Annotated in this window: 17 protein-coding genes; 9 read left to right on the top strand and 8 right to left on the bottom strand. The window is 65.2% G+C overall.

The genetic code is table 11. From position 1 onward, the window contains the following. Positions 1-475 (top strand): FGGY-family carbohydrate kinase (locus E3O49_RS01415; RefSeq protein ID WP_241975903.1); only part of this gene is annotated, 475 nt, incomplete at its 5' end. An 8-nt stretch (positions 476-483) separates the two neighbouring features. Here the strand turns inward: E3O49_RS01415 and trpD are convergent. Beyond that, on the bottom strand, positions 484-1,536 hold the full coding sequence (trpD, locus tag E3O49_RS01410; RefSeq protein ID WP_134364865.1) for an anthranilate phosphoribosyltransferase: 1,053 nt from the start codon (positions 1,534-1,536) through the stop codon (positions 484-486). Positions 1,537-1,680: 144 nt separating this feature from the next. Here trpD and ctaE point away from each other — a divergent pair, with 144 nt between their 5' ends. The 5 genes from ctaE (at position 1,681) to E3O49_RS01385 (ending at position 6,763) form a co-directional block, all read left to right on the top strand. Then, a complete protein-coding gene (ctaE, locus tag E3O49_RS01405; protein ID WP_174235661.1) occupies positions 1,681-2,310 on the top strand; it encodes an aa3-type cytochrome oxidase subunit III in 630 nt (209 codons plus the stop codon). A 22-nt stretch (positions 2,311-2,332) separates the two neighbouring features. Beyond that, complete coding sequence (gene qcrC / locus E3O49_RS01400) at positions 2,333-3,145, top strand: cytochrome bc1 complex diheme cytochrome c subunit (protein WP_134364867.1); 813 nt, start codon at positions 2,333-2,335, stop codon at positions 3,143-3,145. 57 nt (positions 3,146-3,202) lie between these two features. Continuing rightward, a complete protein-coding gene (gene qcrA, locus E3O49_RS01395; RefSeq protein ID WP_134364868.1) occupies positions 3,203-4,276 on the top strand; it encodes a cytochrome bc1 complex Rieske iron-sulfur subunit in 1,074 nt (357 codons plus the stop codon). Next, positions 4,273-5,892 (top strand): cytochrome bc1 complex cytochrome b subunit, encoded by a 1,620-nt coding sequence (qcrB, locus tag E3O49_RS01390; protein WP_174235660.1) that lies wholly within the window; start codon positions 4,273-4,275, stop codon positions 5,890-5,892. The genes qcrA and qcrB overlap by 4 nt, the downstream gene beginning before the upstream one ends. A gap of 139 nt (positions 5,893-6,031) precedes the next feature. Next, positions 6,032-6,763, top strand: a complete 732-nt coding sequence (locus E3O49_RS01385; RefSeq protein WP_160140998.1) for a methyltransferase domain-containing protein — start codon at positions 6,032-6,034, stop codon at positions 6,761-6,763. 240 nt (positions 6,764-7,003) lie between these two features. Here the strand turns inward: E3O49_RS01385 and E3O49_RS01380 are convergent, their stop codons facing one another. The 5 genes from E3O49_RS01380 to E3O49_RS01360 form a co-directional block, all read right to left on the bottom strand. Next, a complete protein-coding gene (locus E3O49_RS01380; RefSeq protein ID WP_134364870.1) occupies positions 7,004-7,426 on the bottom strand; it encodes a cytochrome c oxidase subunit 4 in 423 nt (140 codons plus the stop codon). Next, the gene (gene ctaD, locus E3O49_RS01375) at positions 7,426-9,153 is read right to left on the bottom strand and encodes an aa3-type cytochrome oxidase subunit I (RefSeq protein ID WP_134364871.1); all 1,728 of its coding nucleotides are present in this window, start codon (positions 9,151-9,153) and stop codon (positions 7,426-7,428) included. The genes E3O49_RS01380 and ctaD overlap by 1 nt, the downstream gene beginning before the upstream one ends. Before the next feature lie 3 nt (positions 9,154-9,156). Beyond that, positions 9,157-10,044, bottom strand: a complete 888-nt coding sequence (ctaC, locus tag E3O49_RS01370) for an aa3-type cytochrome oxidase subunit II (protein WP_134450884.1) — start codon at positions 10,042-10,044, stop codon at positions 9,157-9,159. Between the two features lie 160 nt (positions 10,045-10,204). Further along, positions 10,205-10,561: an iron-sulfur cluster insertion protein ErpA gene (gene erpA / locus E3O49_RS01365; RefSeq protein ID WP_134364873.1), complete on the bottom strand. Its 357-nt coding sequence runs from the start codon at positions 10,559-10,561 to the stop codon at positions 10,205-10,207. Positions 10,562-10,688: 127 nt separating this feature from the next. Continuing rightward, complete coding sequence (locus E3O49_RS01360; protein WP_134450883.1) at positions 10,689-12,110, bottom strand: dipeptidase; 1,422 nt, start codon at positions 12,108-12,110, stop codon at positions 10,689-10,691. A 73-nt stretch (positions 12,111-12,183) separates the two neighbouring features. On the opposite strand from E3O49_RS01360, the gene E3O49_RS01355 reads away from it, so the two are divergent. Next, positions 12,184-12,744: a DUF3043 domain-containing protein gene (locus E3O49_RS01355; protein ID WP_134364928.1), complete on the top strand. Its 561-nt coding sequence runs from the start codon at positions 12,184-12,186 to the stop codon at positions 12,742-12,744. Positions 12,745-12,752: 8 nt separating this feature from the next. Here E3O49_RS01355 and E3O49_RS01350 read toward each other — a convergent pair whose 3' ends face one another. Next, positions 12,753-13,898, bottom strand: a complete 1,146-nt coding sequence (locus E3O49_RS01350) for an alkaline phosphatase family protein (RefSeq protein ID WP_134364875.1) — start codon at positions 13,896-13,898, stop codon at positions 12,753-12,755. Positions 13,899-13,989: 91 nt separating this feature from the next. Between E3O49_RS01350 and E3O49_RS01345 the strand changes: the two genes are divergently transcribed. Both E3O49_RS01345 and E3O49_RS01340 read left to right on the top strand, forming a co-directional pair. Next, entirely contained in the window at positions 13,990-16,464 is a 2,475-nt protein-coding gene (locus E3O49_RS01345) for a DNA gyrase/topoisomerase IV subunit A (RefSeq protein WP_134364876.1), read from the top strand. 94 nt (positions 16,465-16,558) lie between these two features. Then, positions 16,559-17,266, top strand: a complete 708-nt coding sequence (locus E3O49_RS01340) for an SDR family NAD(P)-dependent oxidoreductase (RefSeq protein ID WP_134364877.1) — start codon at positions 16,559-16,561, stop codon at positions 17,264-17,266. A 41-nt stretch (positions 17,267-17,307) separates the two neighbouring features. Here the strand turns inward: E3O49_RS01340 and E3O49_RS01335 are convergent, their stop codons facing one another. Next, complete coding sequence (locus E3O49_RS01335) at positions 17,308-19,389, bottom strand: DNA gyrase/topoisomerase IV subunit B (RefSeq protein WP_134364878.1); 2,082 nt, start codon at positions 19,387-19,389, stop codon at positions 17,308-17,310. Between the last annotated feature and the right edge of the window lie 42 nt (positions 19,390-19,431).

The raw sequence follows: 19,431 nt of genomic DNA, 5'->3' as shown, positions 1-19,431 counted from the left end.
TCCCGCCTTCTCCGGCCTGTTCGCGCCGTACTGGCGTGCGGATGCCCGCGGCGCACTGGTCGGACTGACCCGGTACGTGAACAAGGGCCACATCGCGCGCGCGGCCCTGGAAGCCACGGCCTTCCAGACCAGGGAAGTCCTCGATGCGGTCAATGCCGACTCCGGCGTGCCCCTGGCTGAGCTGAAGGTCGACGGCGGGATGATCGCGAACAACCTCCTGATGCAGTTCCAGGCCGATATCATCGGAGTGCCGGTGGTGCGCCCGGTCGTTGCCGAGACGACTGCCCTCGGCGCCGCTTACGCGGCCGGGCTGGCGGTCGGCTTCTGGAGCGACCTCGACGAGCTCCGGTCCCACTGGCAGGAAGACAGCCGCTGGACGCCGAGCATGTCCGAAGAAGAGCGCGGCCGTCAGCTCCGCAACTGGAAGAAGGCGGTCACCAAGACCTTCGGCTGGGTCGACGAGGACGTCGTCTAGAGCCCGGTTCAGGCCTGGCTGGACGCGACCCAGGCGGCGAGTTTGGCCGTGGCCGCCCCGGAGTCGACAGACTCCGCGGCCACGGCCATTTTCGTGCGGAACCGGTCGAGGATATTGACCTGCGCCTGTGCGGGATCGTTCGCGAGATCGAAGGCCACCAGGCCGGCTGCCGCGTTCAGCAAGACGATTTCCCGCACCGCATCGTCCTGGCCGGCCAGCATCGAGTGCACGACGGCGGCGTTGTGCTCCGCATCACCGCCCACGAGCTCACTCATCCTGGCCCGACGAAGGCCCAAATCGCGCGGATCGATGTCGTGCTCCGTCACGAGGCCCCTCGATACTTCCCACACGTGGCTGTGACCCGTCGTGGTGAGCTCATCGAGACCGTCGTCCCCGCGGAAGACGAGCGCCGTCGCGCCTCGAGTTTGAAACACGCCGACGATGAGCGGAACCCGGTCGAGGGCGGCGACGCCGACCGCAGACGCTTCCGGTCGAGCCGGATTGCAGAGCGGACCGAGATAGTTGAACACGGTCGGAATGCCCAGTTCTCGGCGGGCAACCGCAGCGTGACGGAAACCTGGGTGAAAGCCTGCCGCATATGCGAACGTGATCCCGGCCGTTTCCAGCGTCTCGGCCACCTTCTCCGCGGACATGGTCAGATCGATGCCGAGCGCCGACAAGACGTCCGAGGCGCCCGAAGCCGAGCTTGCGGCTCGATTCCCGTGCTTGATCACCGGCACTCCCGCCCCTGCGCACACGATCGACGCCATGGTGGAGATGTTGACGGTGCCGAACCGGTCACCGCCCGTGCCGACGATGTCCAGTGCCATGGGGTTCACCGGTAAGGGCACGGCATAGTCGAGGATCGCGTCCCGGAAACCGACGATTTCATCGACCGTTTCTCCCTTGGCCCGCAAGGCCACCAGAAAGCCGGCCAACTGCGCCGGCGTCGCCTCCCCGAGCATGACCTGTTCCATGCTCCACGCCGCGTCTGACACGCTTAGATCCTCACCGGAGAGCAGCGCGCTGATGACGTTCGGCCAAGACTGAATTTCAAGCATGAATCAATTTTAGCGAGAAGGATCCCCCATGCAGAATTCGGCGATGAGGGCCGGTTTGTTTCGATCCGGTAGTCATTCGAACAAAAGCGCGACAGGCATGCCCGGTTGAGAATATCCGGGGCGGAAATCGGCCATAATGGAACGGTGACGAGCCCCTCAATTTCTTATACGGTCAATGCGCCCGTTGTTAACCGGCCAAACAGCGTGGCTGTTGGCACCATTGTCTGGTTGGGCAGCGAAGTCATGTTCTTCGCCGGGCTCTTTGCCATCTACTTCACTCTGCGATCGACCTCGCCGGAGTTGTGGCAGGCCGAGACCGCGAAGCACGGCTTCACGTTCGCGCTGATCAACACGCTCATTCTGGTGTCGTCCTCCGTGACCTGCCAGTTCGGTGTTTTCGCGGCGGAGCGTCTTCAGTCCAGGTCGACGGGCTGGAAGCCGAGCCAGTGGGGCATGGTCGAGTGGTTCTTCCTCACCTACGCCCTGGGTGCGATCTTCGTTTCCGGCCAGGTGTTCGAGTACGCGACCCTCGTTTCCGAGGGCGTGACGCTGGCCAGCAACGCCTACGGTTCCGCGTTCTACCTCACCACCGGGTTCCACGGCATCCACGTGACCGCAGGTCTCCTCGCGTTCCTGCTCGTCATCGGACGTGCATTTGCCGTCAAGAACTTCGGCCACAAAGAGGCGACCAGCGCGATCGTGGTGTCCTACTACTGGCACTTCGTCGACGTTGTGTGGATCGGTCTCTTCCTCGTCATTTACGTACTTAAATAGAAACTCGGAGTGGACAACACGTATGACCACGTTTAACACCCCCAAGCAGCCCCGAGGCCGCAAGGCCGGGCGCCGCAGTCCACTGGCCAGTGTCGCTCTCATCGCGATCGGCCTCCTCTTCACCGGCGGTGCGTACGCAGCGTTCAGCACGAGCACCGCTAGCGCCGAGACCAACGCCACGTCACAGCAGACGGTCGGCGAGGGCCAGAAGCTCTTCGCCGCCAACTGCGCAACCTGCCACGGACTTGCCGCACAGGGCTCCGGCAGCGGACCCAGCCTGATCGGCGTCGGCGCGGCAGCCGTCGACTTCCAGGTCGGCACCGGTCGCATGCCCATGCAGATGAACGGACCGCAGGCCCAGAAGAAGAAGGTGCAGTTCACGGAGGAGCAGATCGCCTCGCTCGCCGCCTACGTCGCGTCCCTGGCCCCGGGACCGGGTAAGCCGGACGCGAGTCTCCTCGACGCCGAGGGTAACGCTGCCAACGGCGCCGAGCTCTTCCGCATCAACTGCGCCATGTGCCACAACGTCGCCGGCGCCGGTGGGGCCCTGACGGCCGGAAAATACGCCCCGAACCTCAAGGGTGTCACCGAGGCCCACATCTACGAGGCCATGGTCACCGGTCCGCAGAGCATGCCCGTGTTCAACGACATGAACATCTCCCCGGAGAGCAAGCGGGACATCATCACGTACCTCAAGTACCTGGAGAAGACCCCCTCTCCCGGCGGCCTCGCACTCGGCTCTCTCGGACCGGTATCAGAGGGCCTGTTCCTCTGGATCTTCGGCCTCGGCTCGATCGTCGCCCTAACGGTGTGGATCACAGCGAAGTCGAACTGACCGTCGACGCTCACGCATACAACATGTCTCACACAGAACTTCCGATGAAGGAGAATAATGGCCAAGGACGATAACAGCGGGAAGGACCTGACCGCTGCTGACTCGTCGACAGTCGGGCATGAGGGGGCTCCCGCAGGCACCGCCGTAGTCGTTCGCGACGCCGTGGCCAACCCGGGCTTTCCTCCGCACCGCCCACGTGTCACCGACCTCGACCCGAGCGCAGAACGTCAGGCCGAGCGCACTGTCTACACGCTCTTCTACCTGTCGATCGTTGGAAGCGTGTTCGCCATCGTGGCGTACATGGTGTTCCCGATCATCCCGGAAGACCCTGGTTCCGTTCGCCTGAACAACCTGTTCATCGGGCTGGGCCTCACCCTGGCGCTGATGGCCATCGGCATCGGGGCGGTGCACTGGGGCAAGGCGCTGATGTTCGACCATGAGGGCATTGACGAGCGTCATCCCGTCCGAGGAACGGACGAGACCCGCACGCGAGCCGTCGAGATCTTCCACGAGGCCAATGTGGAGTCCGGGATCGGACGCCGCAGCCTCATTCGCAACAGCCTCATCGGCGCGCTGATCGCCTTCCCGCTGCCCGCTGTTGTGCTCTTCCGCGGCCTCGGCCCGATGGACACCAACCCGTCCGCACTTCTCAGCCACACCATGTGGAAGGCGGGCACCCGCCTCGCGATCGACCCGACCGGTACGCCGATCAAGGCTTCCGACGTCACCCTGGGCTCCGCATTCCATGTGATTCCCGAGGGCCTCCAGGACCTCGAGCACGGCAAACTGGAAGAGAAGGGCAAAGCAGCCGTTCTCCTGATGCGCCTCAAGCCCGAAGACCTGAACGAGCTGCCCGAACGCAAGGGCTGGTCGTATGACGGAATCGTGGCCTACTCCAAGATCTGCACGCACGTCGGATGCCCCGTCGCGCTGTACGAGCAGCAGACGCACAACCTGTTGTGTCCGTGCCACCAGTCGCAGTTCGACGTCACCAACCACTGTGAGGTCATCTTCGGGCCGGCCAAACGCCCGCTTCCGCAGCTGCCCATCGCGGTAGACTCAGAGGGCTACCTCATCGCACAGAGCGATTTCACTGAACCCGTCGGACCGAGCTTCTGGGAGCGGCATTGAGTACTGCAACGACGACCACTGAATTGGTCGAGACCAAGAAGTCCGGCGGCCTGACCGGCGCCGCCGCAAACTACATCGACGAGCGCACCAGCATCTCGACGGCGGTCAAGGAATTGGGTCGGAAGATCTTCCCGGACCACTGGTCCTTCCTGCTCGGTGAGGTGGCCCTCTACAGCTTCGTCATCATCCTGTTGTCCGGGTCCTTCCTGACCTTCTTCTTCCACGCCTCCATGACGCCGGTCGAGTACGACGGTTCGTTCATGCCGCTCAAGGGTGTTGAGATGTCCGCGGCGATGGCTTCGTCGCTCGACATCTCCTTCGACATCCGTGGCGGACTGCTCATGCGCCAGGTCCACCACTGGGCGGCCCTGCTCTTCGTGGCGGCTATTGGCCTGCACATGCTGCGCATCTACTTCACGGGTGCCTTCCGCAAGCCCCGTGAGCTGAACTGGATCATCGGGTTCATCCTGTTCATCCTGGCCATGGCGGAAGGATTCACGGGCTATTCCCTCCCCGACGACCTTCTCTCCGGCAACGGTCTGCGCATCATCGACGGAATGGTCAAGGGAATCCCCCTGATCGGCACCTGGATCTCGTTCCTTCTCTTCGGTGGCGAGTTCCCCGGCGAACAGATTGTCGGGCGTCTCTACTCGCTGCATATTCTGCTACTGCCGGCCATCATCGTTGCCTTGATCGCGATGCACCTCCTGTTCGTGGTCGTCCACAAGCACACGCAGTACCCCGGAGCGGGCCGCACCAACCAGAACGTGGTCGGTTACCCGGTACTTCCGGTCTACGCAGCGAAGGCCGGCGGATTCTTCTTCATCGTCTTCGGCGTGGTCATGCTGATGGCGTCGCTGTTCACGATCAACCCGATCTGGAACTACGGCCCGTACGACCCCTCCCCCGTCTCCGCCGGAACGCAGCCTGACTGGTACATCGGATTCGCTGACGGCGCCCTGCGCCTGATTCCGCCGGGACTCGAGTTCGTCTGGCTCGACCGCACCTGGTCGTTCAACATCCTGATCCCGCTGATCAGCCTCGGCCTGTTCATCCTCGTCGTACTGATCTACCCCTTCATCGAAGCGTGGGTGACCGGCGACAAGCGTGAGCACCACATCCTGGACCGCCCTCGGAATGCCCCGACCCGCACCGCCATCGGCGCGGCCGGCGTGACCTTCTACGCCGCCCTGTGGGCAACCGCATCCTCCGACATCATCGCCACGCACTTCTCGGTGACGATGGAGGGTGTCATCCACACGATGCAGTTCCTCGTCCTGGTCGGACCGTTCATCGCCTTCTTCGTGGCCAAGCGCATCTGCCTTGCCCTGCAGAAGAAGGACCGGGAGATCGTCCTGCACGGCTACGAGTCGGGTCGCATCGTACGCCTACCCGGCGGCGAGTACATCGAGGTGCACCAGCCCGTCGACGAGTACGATCGCTGGAAACTGGTCAGCTACAACGACTACAAGCCCCTGATGATCCGCCCGAACGCCGATGGCAAGATCACCGTTGGGCAGAAGGCGCGCGCCGGACTGTCTCGCTGGTTCTTCGAGGACCGGATTGCACCGGTGAACAATACAGAACTCGAGCAGGCACACGGGGATCACCACTAGGCCATCCATCACAACAACAGAACGGGCATCGATGTCCCTCCAGACCCTGTCGGAGTGGCTTCGGTGCCCGAACTGTTCTCTCCCCCTTCATCCGGGCGGTGCCCTCGTCCTGAAGTGTGACGCCGGCCATTCCTTCGACGTGAACAAGCGCGGATTCGTTTCCCTCGCCGGCCAGGCACGACGATTGATCGGCGACAGCATCGCGATGGTCGATGCCCGGGACCTGTTCCTGGGCACGGGATGGTACGACCCACTCCGTGACCGAATCGCGGACCGGGTCGCGGCAGAGCACCCCGGCCGTCTCCTCGACATCGGTTGCGGCACCGGCTACTACCTGAGGGGCATTCTGGACCGGGTTCCCGGCATACGTGTCCTGGGCATGGATCTCTCCCCCTCCGCCGTGGGGCGCACGGTCGCCGGTCAGAGCGGCGTTGACGGGTTGGTAGCGGATGTCTGGTCTCCCCTGCCGGTGCGGGACGGGGCAGCCGACGTGCTCCTCAACGTCTTTGCCCCCCGTAATCCTCCCGAGTTCCATCGAATCCTCACGGATGACGGCCTGTTGGCCGTCGTCGTGCCGCAGGAGCGCCACCTGCGTGAGCTCCGGCAGGCCGGGCTGGCCCTGGACGTGCCGTCCAACAAGGTCGCCCACCTCGTCGAGACTCTGGCTCCCTTCTTCCGACTGGAGGCCGCAGAAGACCTGTGCTCGACGCTCAGCCTGGAGCCGATCCAGATCGCAGCTCTAATCGGCATGGGGCCCTCTGCCCACCACACCGATGCAGGCGCTCTAACGGACCAGCTCAGCGCCGTGCAGACGGTGACCGCCGCGTTCCACCTGTTGAGCTTCCGGCGGCTGGCTTACCCGTCGCGATGAGCGCCGCGCGTGCAGCGCCCACCGGTCTGCCGCAGTCAGCGCCAGGCGCCGAGGCCCGAATGTTGCTGGCGCGCCACCACCGAGCTCGCCTGTTCCGGTCGAGTTCGGCAGGTGTGCGGGGCGAAGTCGACCGGAAGTGGCGAACCCGGCGCGGATGCCGTCTCGGGAAAACGCAAAAACGGCGTCCGGGACAGTGTCCCGGACGCCGCCGAATCCCCGTGTGGGAACCCGTGAATCAGATCAACGCGCGAAGTTCCCGCGGTAGTACTCGTAGACCCAACCGACCAGGCAGATGATGCCGATGCCGAGGGCGATGATCGAGATCCAGACCCCGACGGCGAGTCCCATGAAAAGCAGCGCGGCGCTACCTGCGAGCAGGATCGGCCACCAGCTCCAGGGGCTGTAGAAACCAACCTCTGGGTCGCCGTCATCGATGTTCGCGTCGAGACGGTCCTCGGGAAGCTCGCCGCCCTGGGCGCCATGCACTCGGCTGAGATAGAACGCGACGAACGCGACGAACACTGCGCAGAGGCTCAGGACGAAGGTTCCGGCCCACTCCACTCGCCCTTGACTCGGGTCAATGAGACCCCAGACCGTGTACGCGGTCGCAACGACGACGAAGAACCCCGTGAGAATCCACAGCAGGTTGACGTTGGCTCTCATTACTTGACCTTCTTCGATATCGCGTCATACGTGGGCGAGTCCGGAGCATCCTTGCCGGGGCCGATTCCGACGGGCATCGCGACCTCAGGGTGGTTCAGGTCGAACGCCGGACGCTCGGAACGGATGCGCGGAATCGAGGTGAAGTTGTGACGCGGCGGCGGGCAGGACGTGGCCCACTCGAGCGACGCACCGTAGCCCCACGGGTCGTTGACCGTGACGAGCGGCGCCTTGCGAGCGGTGATGTACACGTTCAGGAAGAACGGAATCATCGACACGGCGAGAATGACCGACCCGATCGTCGACACCTGGTTCATCCAGGTGAAACCGTCCTCAGGCGAGTACGACGCGTAGCGACGCGGCATTCCGACGACTCCGAGCCAGTGCTGCACCAGGAACGTGGTGTGGAAACCGATGAACAGGAACCAGAAGTGCCACTTGCCGAGGCTCTCGTTGAGCATCTTGCCGGTCCATTTGGGCCACCAGAAGTAGAACCCGCTGAACATCGCGAAGACCACGGTGCCGAAGATGACGTAGTGGAAGTGGGCGACGACGAAGTAGGTGTCCGAGACGTGGAAGTCGAGCGGGGGCGATGCCAGGATCACTCCGGTGAGGCCACCGAAGGTGAAGGTGACCAGGAAGCCGAGCGCCCAGAGCATCGGGGTCTCGAAGGTCAGTGATCCGCGCCACATCGTGCCGATCCAGTTGAAGATCTTCACCCCGGTCGGGACGGCGATCAGCATCGTCATCAGAGAGAAGAACGGCAGCAGCACAGAGCCTGTGACGTACATGTGGTGGGCCCAGACGGCGACGGACAGCGCGGCGATGGAAATGGTCGCGTAGATCAACGTCTTGTACCCGAAGATCGGTTTGCGGCTGAAGACCGGGAAGACCTCCGAAACGATGCCGAAGAACGGCAGCGCGATGATGTACACCTCGGGGTGCCCGAAGAACCAGAACAGGTGCTGCCACAGGATGGCACCGCCGTTGGCCGGGTCGTAGATGTGCGACAGGAAGATGCGGTCGGACGCGGCAGCCAGAAGGGCGGCAGCGAGAACCGGGAACGCCATCAGGACCAGGATCGAGGTGACCAGCGTGTTCCAGGTGAAGATGGGCATTCGGAACATGGTCATTCCGGGCGCACGCATGGTGATGATCGTGGTGATGAAGTTCACGGCGCCGAGGATGGTTCCGAACCCGCTGAGGCCGAGACCGACCATCCAGAGGTTTCCGCCGACACCCGGTGAGAAGGTCGTGCTGGCGAGCGGCTGGTACGCGAACCAGCCGAAGGACGCCGCCCCCTGCGGGGTGAGGAATCCGCCGACGGCAACGAGGCTGCCGAAGAAGAACGCCCAGAAGGAGAATGCGTTCAAACGAGGGAACGCCACGTCCGGAGCGCCGATCTGAAGCGGCATCAGCGAGTTCGCGAAGCCGAAGAAGAGCGGTGTCGCGAACATGAGCAACATGATCGTGCCGTGCATGGTGAAGAGCTGGTTGTACTGTTCCTTGGTCTGAACGACCTCGAGACCGGGCGCGAAGAGCTGCGCGCGGATGACGAGGGCCATGACGCCGGCCAGACAAAAGTAGACGAAGGAGGTGATCAGGTACATGTACCCGATGACCTTGTGGTCGGTGGACGTGATCCATCTGACCAGGACGTTGCCCTTGCGCTCGACTCCCGTGGGGCGACGAGTGGCGGCCGGCGTTGTGGGAGCAGTGGTTGTACTCATGGCTTAGTTGCCCTCCTGAGCCGTCGGGGCGGATGTGCCCGGAAGATTCGAGTTGCGCTTGTAGTCATTATCGACCTGGCCCTCGTTTCCTGCAGCACGGAGAGAGTCGATGTAGGTGGCGTAGTCGGCCTTGGAGACGACTTCGACCTTGAACAGCATCAACGAGTGGTACTCTCCGCAGAGTTCGGCGCACTTGCCCGAGTAGGTACCGATTCGTTCCGGGATGACCGACATGTAGTTGGTCTTGCCTGGGATCATGTCCTTCTTGTACAGGAAGTCAACGACCCAGAAGGAGTGGATGACGTCGCGGGATTCGAGCGCGAGTTCGATCTTCTGGCCGACGGGAAGGACGAGCGTGGGGATCTCCGATTCGACCAGGGCCCCCTTGGCCCCCTCGAGGTCAGGCTGTCCCTGCACACCGGTCGTGAAGACGTCTTCATTCACGTAGTTGAAGTCCCATGCCCACTGCTTACCGATGACCTCAACCTTGATGTCCGGGGCATCGAAGCGAGCCTCGATCGCAGCCTGGTCCCGCGCGGTGAAGGCGAAGAAACCGACCACCAGGATCAAGGGAACGACCGTGTAGAAGATCTCGATCGGCATGTTGTAGCGCAGCTGCACGGGGAGACCGGTCTGGCCCTTGCGGCGGCGGTAGACGACCACTGCCCAGATGGTCAAGCCCCAGGTGATGAGGCCGACGATCATGAGCACAATCCAGGACGTGGTCCACAGGCCACTGATCCGTTCGGTCTGGTTTGTCACCGCCGGCTGACCTTCTTCGAAGCCGGGGAGGAAGCCGTGAAGCTGGGCTTGAGTGCACCCCGCGAGAACTACGGCCAACGACGCTGCGATCGGAATTGCAGCCCATCGGAGACGATGGTTTTTGCGCACCAGTTACCTTTCGGTGGGACTCGACGACACTCCATTGGAAGTGTTTTATAGGTTCCCAGCCTACTGGGAGGGAGGGCGTGGGTTGTGCAGGAACGCGCCCGCAGAGGTAACAAATTCGCCTCTAGTCACACGATTTGCGAGCCCGTCCCGCGGCCGGGGATCAGCTGAAGGAGTCCCCGCAGGCGCAGCTTCCACCGGCGTTCGGGTTGTCGATCGTGAAACCCTGTTTCTGAATCGTGTCCTCGAAATCGATGGACGCGCCATCCAGGTACGGCACGCTCATCTTGTCGACGACGACCTCGACGCCGTCGAAGTCGACGAGGGCGTCGCCTTCGAGGACCCGTTCGTCGAAGTAGAGCTGGTAGATGAGTCCCGAGCAGCCGCCGGGCTGCACCGCAACGCGCAGGCGTAGATCCTCACGGCCTTCCTGGGCCAGGAGGCTCCTCACCTTCGCGGCCGCGGTCGCGCTGAGACCCACGCCGTGGGCCGCCGTACTGGTGCTGAGTGTGTCGGTCATGGTGCTCCTCGTTGCTTTCTCGCTGCTGGTCAGCGGGCCAGATTCCCGTTGTTTCTCACCGAGATTCTACCGAGGGAAACCGATAAGTCTTCCCCGGCATTCCCGAAATTTCCGCGGCCGGGCAGGTTCAGTCGACTGAACGGTCATTCAGCCGTCCGAGCAGGAAGGCCTCACTGAGGATCGCCCGCTTGAGCACGCCCAGATGAAGGGACTCGTTCGGGCTGTGCGCCCGTGAATCGGGGTCCTCGACGCCGGTCACGAGAATTTGGGCCTCGGGGAAGACTCGCACGAGATCGGCGATGAACGGGATGGATCCGCCCACTCCGATGTCCACCGGTTCGACTCCCCAGGCTTCGGCCATGGCGCTCCGGGTCTCGGTGACGGCCCAGCCGCCGGTGTCGACCAGGAAGGCCTCCCCCGTGTCGACATCATCGATGTCGACACGGGCACCGAACGGCGCGTGGGCTCTGAGGTGCGCTTCCAACGCCACCAGGGCCTCCTGGGCCGGCTGTCCGGGGGCGACCCGGGTGCTGATCCGGACGGAGACGGCGGGAGAGAGCGTATTTGAGGCGTTGGCCACCGAGGGAGCATCGATCCCGGTGATGGTGATCGCCGGCTGCGACCAGATCCGGCTGAGCACGGATCCGTGGCCGATCGGCTCGACGCCCGCGCTGAGACCGGTTTCCCGTCGCAATTGCTCGACCGGGTAGTCCGGGGTGGGTGCATCGTGGCTGGTGAGTCCGGCGACAGCCACGGACCCGTCGTCGGCGTAGAGGGTGGAGAGAAGGCGGACGGTGGCCATCATGGCATCCGGCACCGCTCCCCCGAACATGCCGGAATGGGAGGCGTGGTCGAGGGTGCGCACGGTCAGCCGGAAGGTGACGTTGCCGCGCAGCGCGGTGGTCAGCGCCGGCGTGTTGATGTCCCAGTTGCTCGAGTCGGCGACGACGATCGCGTCCGCGCGCAGGGAGTCGCGATTCTCCTCGAGGAAGGTGGCGAACGAACGGCTGCCGAACTCCTCCTCGCCCTCGATGAAGACAGCGAGTCCGAGATCGAACTCCGACCCCTCTGCTTCAACCAGCGCGCGAATCGCGGCGATGTGTGCCAGCACGCCCGCCTTGTCGTCCGCGGCGCCGCGGCCGTACAGGCGGTCCCCGCGCACCGTCGGCTCGAACGGGTTCGACTCCCAGTCGGCGTCCTGCCCGGGAGGCTGCACGTCGTGGTGGGCATACAGAAGAACGGTCGGGCGCCCGTTGCGGGCTGCGCGGGTGGCCAGAACAGCCGGATGTCCCAGGCCGGATCCCCCGGGGATGCCGGCCCTCTTGACCTGGACCGACTCGAAGACCCCGGTGTCACGGACGAGGGCGGCGACGGCGTTCGCGCTGGCAGTAACCTGCGCGGCGTCGAAAGCGTCCCAGGATACCGAGGGGATCCGGACGAGGGCACACAGGTCAGCGATGGTCGTGGGCAGGCCACGCTCAACGGCGGTGCGAAGCGCCGAGGCGCCCGGGGAGGTTGCCGCGGGCTCTGTTTCTCGAATATCGGTCATCAGGTAATCTTAAGCCAATCGATTGCAAGGAACTGATGTGGCTAAGCCTGTGAACCCAGACGCACAACCATCCATGGAGACCCCGGACGAGACGCGAGCCCGCCTCGCTGCCGGCCAGTCCGCCGGCAAGGGGCAGGCGACGCCCAGCCGGAAGCAGCAAGAGGCGTTGAACCGACGCCCGCTGGTTCCGGACGACCGTAAGCTCGCCGCCAAGCAGGCCAGGGGCAAGGCGGCCGAGACACGGGACCGGGCCAGGGTCGGCATGGCTGCCGGCGACGAGAAGTACCTCCCGGTTCGCGAACGCGGCCCGCAGAAGCGCTTCGCGCGCGATTATGTTGACGCCCGCTTCAACGTGGGCGAATTCATGATCCCGGTGATGTTCCTCGTGATCCTCCTGACCTTCTTCCCTGACCCGTCGGTGCAGACCTATGGCATTCTCGCGCTCTGGGCCTTCTTCCTGGTCGCCGTGGTCGACTCGGTCATCCTCGGCTTCACACTCACCCGCAAGGTGAAGGCCAAGTTCGGCGAAGCCAAGGCGGAGCGCATCCGCTGGTATGCCGCGATGCGGGCGTTGCAGCTGCGCCCCATGCGTCTGCCCAAGCCCCAGGTCAAGCGCGGCCAGTACCCGTCCTGACCGCTCGGTCAGTTCGAGAAGGCCCCTGACCTGATCAGGGGCACGCGGAGTTCCTCGTCGGTCAGCGATCCGTGCTGGCCGACCATCGAGCGCGCGGACTGATTCGATTCGCGGGAATCGTAGTAGGCCACGAGTTTGCGCGCGGCCACGATCACATCCCCGATGCGGGGGCGCACCTCCGCCGCGATCTCCCCGAACAGTCCGGCCCGGATGGCGTCCTCTCTCGTGAACACCCACGCTCGCGCCCCCTCCACGTCGGACCAGGCGTCGGCGAGAGCCTGCGCGGAATCGCCGCCGAGCCCCGGTTCGAGATAGAGCTGGACACAGCGCGGGTCGCCCCCGATATGACGAACGTTCGCGACCAGCTCCGGCACGGTGTCGAAGAGCACCTGCCGGGTGGAGGGGACGTCGACGATGCCGTGGTCGGCCGTGACCAGAAGGCCTTCGTCGGCGCGGAGCCCCCCGGCGAAGCGCGCGAGGGCGCCATCGAGCGTTTCGAGCTCGGCCAGCCACCTGGCCGACTCCCAGCCCTGGGCATGGGCCGCCACATCGAGCTCGGGAACATACAGGTAGACCAGGGCGCGCGGCTCCGTGTCGAGCAGGTGCCGGGCCGCTGCGAATCGGTCAGCAAGGCTCTCCGCGGAGACGTAGCGGGCCCCGCGCAGCACGGCCTGGGTGAACCCCGATGCGGCGTAGCGCCTGGGGCCGATTGCGAAGCCGGGCACGCCGGCATCCGTGGCCTGCTGGAAGACGGTTCGTTGACGTTGCCAGATTTCGGGCTGCATTCCCGCGTCCCAGCCCGTGAGCTGATTGACGACGCGGTCGCGCTCGGCGTCGAACACCCGGTAGCCCACGAGGCCGTGCTGACCGGGCGGAACCCCGGTGGTGAGGGTCGCAATCCCCGCGGCGGTGGTCGACGGGAAGACACCGTCGACCACGCTGGTCTTCGTCAGCAGCGAGTTCAGGAACCGGGCATGGCCGGCCCGGGCGCGCAGCGAGCTGACACCGAGCCCGTCAGCGAGCACCACGACCGCTTTCGAGGCCGGGCCGAGGCCCAGCGGGTTCGGCCGGCCCAGAACGGATGACAGCGAACTTGCGAGAACGTCGGCAAGGCGCAGAGGGCTGAATTGGCGGGCCGGTAGCATGGATGGCATCGCGCCAAGTCTGACATAGACGTGGCCGGATCGATCCAGCGCCTACCCGCCAGCGCGTGTCCCGCAACGCGCGCCTCAGCAGAATCCACGAATGAGCCGCTCAGACAGCACCACACCCGCCGCCTTCACCGAGCGCATCGAGGACGTCGATGTCTCCACCGAGATGCAGGGATCCTTCCTCGAGTACGCGTACTCGGTCATCTATTCGCGGGCGCTCCCCGATGCCAGGGACGGACTGAAGCCCGTCCAGCGCCGCATCCTGTACCAGATGAGCGAGATGGGGCTGCGTCCCGACCGCGGACACGTCAAATCCGCCCGCGTCGTCGGCGAGGTGATGGGAAAGCTTCACCCGCACGGCGACACGGCCATCTATGACGCCCTGGTGCGGATGGCGCAGGCATTCACCCTGCGGGTTCCGCTCATCGACGGCCACGGCAACTTCGGCTCCCTGGACGACGGCCCGGCCGCGCCCCGCTACACGGAAGCCCGCCTCGCCGCGCCGGCGCTGGCCATGACTGAGAACCTCGACGAGGACGTCGTTGACTTCGTGCCCAACTACGACAACCAGCTCACCCAGCCCGATGTGCTGCCGGCGGCGTACCCGAACTTGCTGGTGAACGGTGCGAGCGGCATCGCCGTGGGCATGGCCACGAACATGGCCCCGCACAACCTGATCGAGGTCGTCGGAGCCGCCCGCCACCTGCTGGCCCACCCCAATGCCACCCTCGAGGACCTGATGGAGTTCGTCCCCGGCCCCGACCTCCCCACCGGCGGAACCATTGTCGGCCTCGCCGGCATCAAGGATGCCTACGCGACCGGCCGCGGCAGCTTCAAGACCCGGGCGCGCGTATCCGTTGAAGCCATCACGGCACGGAAGGCTGGGCTCGTCGTCACGGAGCTCCCCTACCTGGTCGGTCCCGAGCGAGTGATCGAGAAGATCAAAGACGGGGTCAACTCCAAGAAGCTGAGCGGCATCTCCGATGTCACGGACCTCACCGACCGCACCAAGGGCCTGCGCCTGGTGATCGGGATCAAGACCGGGTTCAGCCCCGAGGCTGTGCTCGAGCAGCTGTACCGGGTCACCCCGCTCGAGGACTCCTTCAACATCAACGCCGTGGCGCTCGTCGACGGCGGGCCGCAGACCCTGGGCCTGCGTGAACTGCTGCTCGTCTACATCGGGCACCGGATCGAGGTCGTCACCCGGCGCTCCGCCTACCGGCTGGCGCGGAGGAAAGAGCGCTTGCACCTCGTGGAGGGGCTCCTCGTCGCCATTCTCGACATCGACGAGGTCATTCAGGTCATCCGCGCCAGCGAGGACAGTGAACAGGCTCGCACCCGGCTGATCGACGTCTTCGATCTGAGCCAGGTGCAGGCCGAGTACATCCTCGAGCTGCGCCTGCGGCGGCTGACCCGGTTCTCGTTGATCGAACTGGAAGCCGAGCGCGACCAGTTGCTGGCCGAGATCACGGCCCTGGAGAAACTGCTGGGCAGCAAACCGGCCATCCGCTCACTGGTCTCCGACGAACTGGCCTCGGTGGCGGAGCGGTTCGGCACCCCGCGCCGCACGCTGCTCACGGAGGCGAAACCGAGCATCGCCGGGGCCGCCGCCAAGCGCCAGGCCGCCATCCTCGAGGTCACGGACAGCCCGACCCGCGTGTACCTGAGCGCCACCGGCCGGATTGCCCGGGTGGATCGTCCGCTCGACGACGCAGCGCTGCCGGATCGGATCACGCCCGCCCAGCGCCGCAGCAAACACGATGCCGTGCTGTCCACGTTGGACACAACCAGCAGAACCGAGATCGGCGCGGTCACCAGTCGTGGGCGGCTGATCCGCTTCTCCCCCGTCGACCTGCCCGTCATGCCCGCGTCGTCCATCCAGCTCGCGGCCGGGGTCAAGGTCAGCGACTACCTGGCCCTGCCCAACCGCGGCGAGTCGGTTCTGGCGCTGGTCTCCCTCGACTCCGATCGATCTATCGCCCTCGGAACCCGGCTCGGAACCGTCAAGCGGGTCACGGTGAATGACTGGGCGAACAAGCCCGACTTCGAGATCATCGCCCTGAAGCCCACAGACGTGGTCGTCGGCGCCGTGCAGGGCTCGGAGGATGACGAACTGGTCTTCATCGCCTCCGATTCACAGCTACTGCGCTTCCCTGCAAGCACCGTGCGGCCCCAGGGACGAACCGCGGGCGGAATGGCCGGCATCAAACTGGCCGCGGATGTCCACGTTGTCTTCTTCACCAGCCTGTCCCCGCAGACCATTGCCACGGCCGTCGTCGCCACGGTCGCCACCGGAAGCCACACTCTCCCGGGCACGGATCCCGGAAGCGCCAAGGTCTCGGACTTCTCCGAGTACCCCGCTAAGGGGCGTGCGACGAGCGGGGTGCGCTCCCAAAGGTTCCTGAAGGGCGAAGACACGATCTCCGTCGCCTGGGTCGGGCCGCTCCCGGCCCGGGCGGTCGGGCCCGACGGTTCTCCGCGCGTCCTCCCCGATTCCGGATCACGACGCGACGCGTCGGGGGCCATGCTCGATTCGGTGATCGGCGCGATCGGGGCCCGGATCGCCTGAGAGTCGTCGTCGCCGTGGTCGTTGTCGGCGCCGGCCCTGCCCCGGTCTCTCCCGCGCCGTTCTGGCGCAGAAGATGCTGGGTTAGGGTGACGGAATGACTCTCATCTCGGATTCGGCCATTCTCGTTGTCGGTGCCTCCGGCGGACTCGGCCGGGAGATCGCCCGGCTGCTCAACGCGGGCGGAGCCCGTCTCATCCTGACCGGTCGCGACCGCACGAAACTGGCGGCGCTCGGCATCCACGGAACCGTGCTCGAGGCCGATCTCTCCGATCCGGCGGCGATCGTCGGCCTCGTCGCCGACGCCGTCGGCGTGCACGGTCGCCTTGACGGTATCGTGAACGCGTCCGGCGTGGTCGCGTTCGGCCCGGCCACGGAGGTGAGCGATGAAACGCTGGCGGAGCTGTTCGCCGTCAACACCCTGGCGCCGATCCGCCTGCTTCGAGCGGCGCGCGCGGCGTTGACCGATTCGGCCGAGCAGGGCCGCGAACCGTTCGTGCTCACCCTCAGCGGGGTCGTGAGCGAGAGCCCGACCGCCAACCTGGCCGCGTACTCCGCCTCGAAGGCCGGCTTGGCCGCCTTCGGCCAGGCCGCCGCCCGGGAACTGCGGCGCAGCGGCATCCGGATCGTTGATGCCCGACCGGGCCATACCGAGACGGCCCTGTCCACGCACCCGATTTCCGGGACGGCACCCCGCCTTCCCTCCGGCTACCCGCCGGCCGCCGTCGCGCAGCGTCTGGTCGACGCCATCATCGGCGGCGAACGAGATCTGCCGAGCACGGCCTTCCAGCTGAAGGACGCCTGACCCCCCGCTCGGCGTTGCCCGCCAGCCGTCAGCCGACCGGGTCAGACGTCGATGCGGTCGCGACTGAGCTTGTCGGAGCTCTCAATGATGAACTCCTTGCGTGGGGCCACGTCGTTGCCCATCAGCAGCTCGAAGACGTTCCCGGCCATTTCGGCATCCGCGACCCTCACCCGGCGCAGCGTGCGGTGCGAGCGCTCCATGGTCGTCGTGGCAAGCTGGTCGGCGTCCATCTCGCCCAGTCCCTTATAGCGCTGGATCGGGTCCTGATACCGCTTGCCGCTCTTCTTCAGGCCGGCAAGGACACCCTGGAGCTCCTGCTCCGAGTAGGTGTAGATGGTCTCGTTGGGCTTGGTGCCCGGGTTCATGACCACGACCCGGTGCAGCGGAGGAACCGCCGCGAACACCCGACCCTCGGTGATCATGGGCCGCATGTAGCGGAAGAACAGGGTGAGCAGCAGCGTTCGAATGTGAGCGCCATCGACATCCGCATCGCTCATGATGATGACCTTGCCGTACCGGGCAGCAGACAGGTCGAAGCTCCGGCCGGAGCCGGCTCCGATCACCTGGATGATGGATGCGCACTCCACGTTGGAGAGCATGTCGGACACGGAGGCCTTTTGCACGTTCAGGATTTTGCCGCGGATGGGCAGGAGGGCCTGGTGCTCACTGTCCCTGGCCAGCTTCGCCGTGCCCAGCGCGGAATCACCTTCAACGATGAACAGTTCGCTGGTGGACACGTCGTTGCTGCGACAATCAACCAGCTTCGCCGGAAGCGAAGAACTCTCCAGCGCGTTCTTGCGCCGCTGGGTCTCCTTGTGCGCCCGCGCGGAGATGCGTGACTTCATCTCGGCCACGATCTTGTCGAGCACGACCGCAGCCTGGGTCTTGTCGTCGCGTTTGGTGGACACGAAACGCTCGTTCATTGCCTTGGCGACGACGTTCGCCACGATGGCCCGCACGGCTGGGGTGCCGAGCACTTCTTTCGTCTGGCCTTCGAACTGCGGCTCCGGCAGTCGCACCGTCAGAACCGCGGTGAGGCCGGCCATCACGTCGTCTTTCTCGAGCTTGTCCGAGCCCATCTTGAGGCGGCGCGCATTCAATTCGACCTGGGCGCGCAGGAACTTTAGCAGGCCGGCGTCGAAGCCGGCCAGGTGCGTCCCACCCTTCGGGGTGGCGATGATGTTCACGAAACTGCGCACGACGGTGTCGTACCCGGTCCCCCACCGGAGGGCGATGTCCACGGTGCAGTCCCGCACCAGCTCCGTGGGAACCATCGCTCCCTTGTCCGTCAGAACGGGGACGGTCTCGGAGAAGCTGCCCTGTCCGGTCAGGCGCCAGGTGTCGGTGATCGGGGAATCCGTCGCGAGGTGGTCGACGAACTCGGAAATGCCGCCGTCGAATTTGAATGATTCGAACACGTGGTCTGCGGTGCGCTGGTCGGCGATGTCGATGCCCAGCCCGGGCACGAGGAACGCCGTCTGCCTGGCCCGTTCGAGCAGCTCCTCGGTTTGGAAGGCCGCACCCTTCGTGAAGATCTGCCGGTCGGCCCAGTACCGGACCCGGGTGCCGGTCACGCCGCGTTTGACCTTGCCGATGACTCGGAGTTCGCTCTGGTTCTCGAATGGGGTGAACGGAGCATCCGGACTCTTCTCCCCCGTGTCGGCGAAGATGCCCGGTTCGCCGCGGTGGAAGGACATGGCCCATGTCTTCCCGTCACGGTCGACCTCGACGTCGAGGCGCTCCGACAGGGCGTTCACAACGGATGCGCCCACGCCGTGCAACCCGCCGGACGCGGCGTAGGATCCGCTGCCGAATTTGCCACCGGCATGCAATTTCGTGAAAACGACCTCGACCCCGGTCAGACCCGTTTTGGGTTCGATGTCCACGGGGATTCCTCGTGCCGTGTCGCGGACCTCCACGCTCTCGTCGGCGTGCAGAACGATGTCGATCCCGCTGCCGTAGCCGCCGAGGGCCTCATCGACGGAGTTGTCGATGATCTCCCAGAGGCAGTGCATGAGCCCCCGCGAGTCGGTGGAACCGATGTACATGCCGGGACGCTTGCGGACCGCTTCCAGCCCCTCGAGGACAGACAGATGGCGCGCGGAATAGTCAGAAGAGCTCACAACTTCCAAGAATACCGACTGTGGCCCCTCGGCCTTTCATCA

The organism is Cryobacterium shii, assembly GCF_004402595.1.
GTDB classification, from domain to species: Bacteria; Actinomycetota; Actinomycetes; order Actinomycetales; family Microbacteriaceae; genus Cryobacterium; species Cryobacterium shii.
Note: the sequence above shows the minus strand (reverse complement) of the source record. Positions and strands in the feature narration are given on the sequence as shown.

Excerpts from the sequence above, each read along its gene's own strand:
- E3O49_RS01360 (WP_134450883.1), bottom strand. The coding sequence starts at position 12,110 with ATGACCGATATTCGAGAAACAGAGCCCGCGGCAACCTCCCCGGGCGCC.
- qcrA (WP_134364868.1), top strand. The coding sequence starts at position 3,203 with ATGGCCAAGGACGATAACAGCGGGAAGGACCTGACCGCTGCTGACTCG.
- E3O49_RS01355 (WP_134364928.1), top strand. The coding sequence starts at position 12,184 with ATGGAGACCCCGGACGAGACGCGAGCCCGCCTCGCTGCCGGCCAGTCC.
- ctaD (WP_134364871.1), bottom strand. The coding sequence starts at position 9,153 with ATGAGTACAACCACTGCTCCCACAACGCCGGCCGCCACTCGTCGCCCC.
- erpA (WP_134364873.1), bottom strand. The coding sequence starts at position 10,561 with ATGACCGACACACTCAGCACCAGTACGGCGGCCCACGGCGTGGGTCTC.
- E3O49_RS01350 (WP_134364875.1), bottom strand. The coding sequence starts at position 13,898 with ATGCCATCCATGCTACCGGCCCGCCAATTCAGCCCTCTGCGCCTTGCC.
- qcrC (WP_134364867.1), top strand. The coding sequence starts at position 2,333 with ATGACCACGTTTAACACCCCCAAGCAGCCCCGAGGCCGCAAGGCCGGG.
- E3O49_RS01340 (WP_134364877.1), top strand. The coding sequence starts at position 16,559 with ATGACTCTCATCTCGGATTCGGCCATTCTCGTTGTCGGTGCCTCCGGC.
- E3O49_RS01380 (WP_134364870.1), bottom strand. The coding sequence starts at position 7,426 with ATGAGAGCCAACGTCAACCTGCTGTGGATTCTCACGGGGTTCTTCGTC.
- trpD (WP_134364865.1), bottom strand. The coding sequence starts at position 1,536 with ATGCTTGAAATTCAGTCTTGGCCGAACGTCATCAGCGCGCTGCTCTCC.
- E3O49_RS01345 (WP_134364876.1), top strand. The coding sequence starts at position 13,990 with ATGAGCCGCTCAGACAGCACCACACCCGCCGCCTTCACCGAGCGCATC.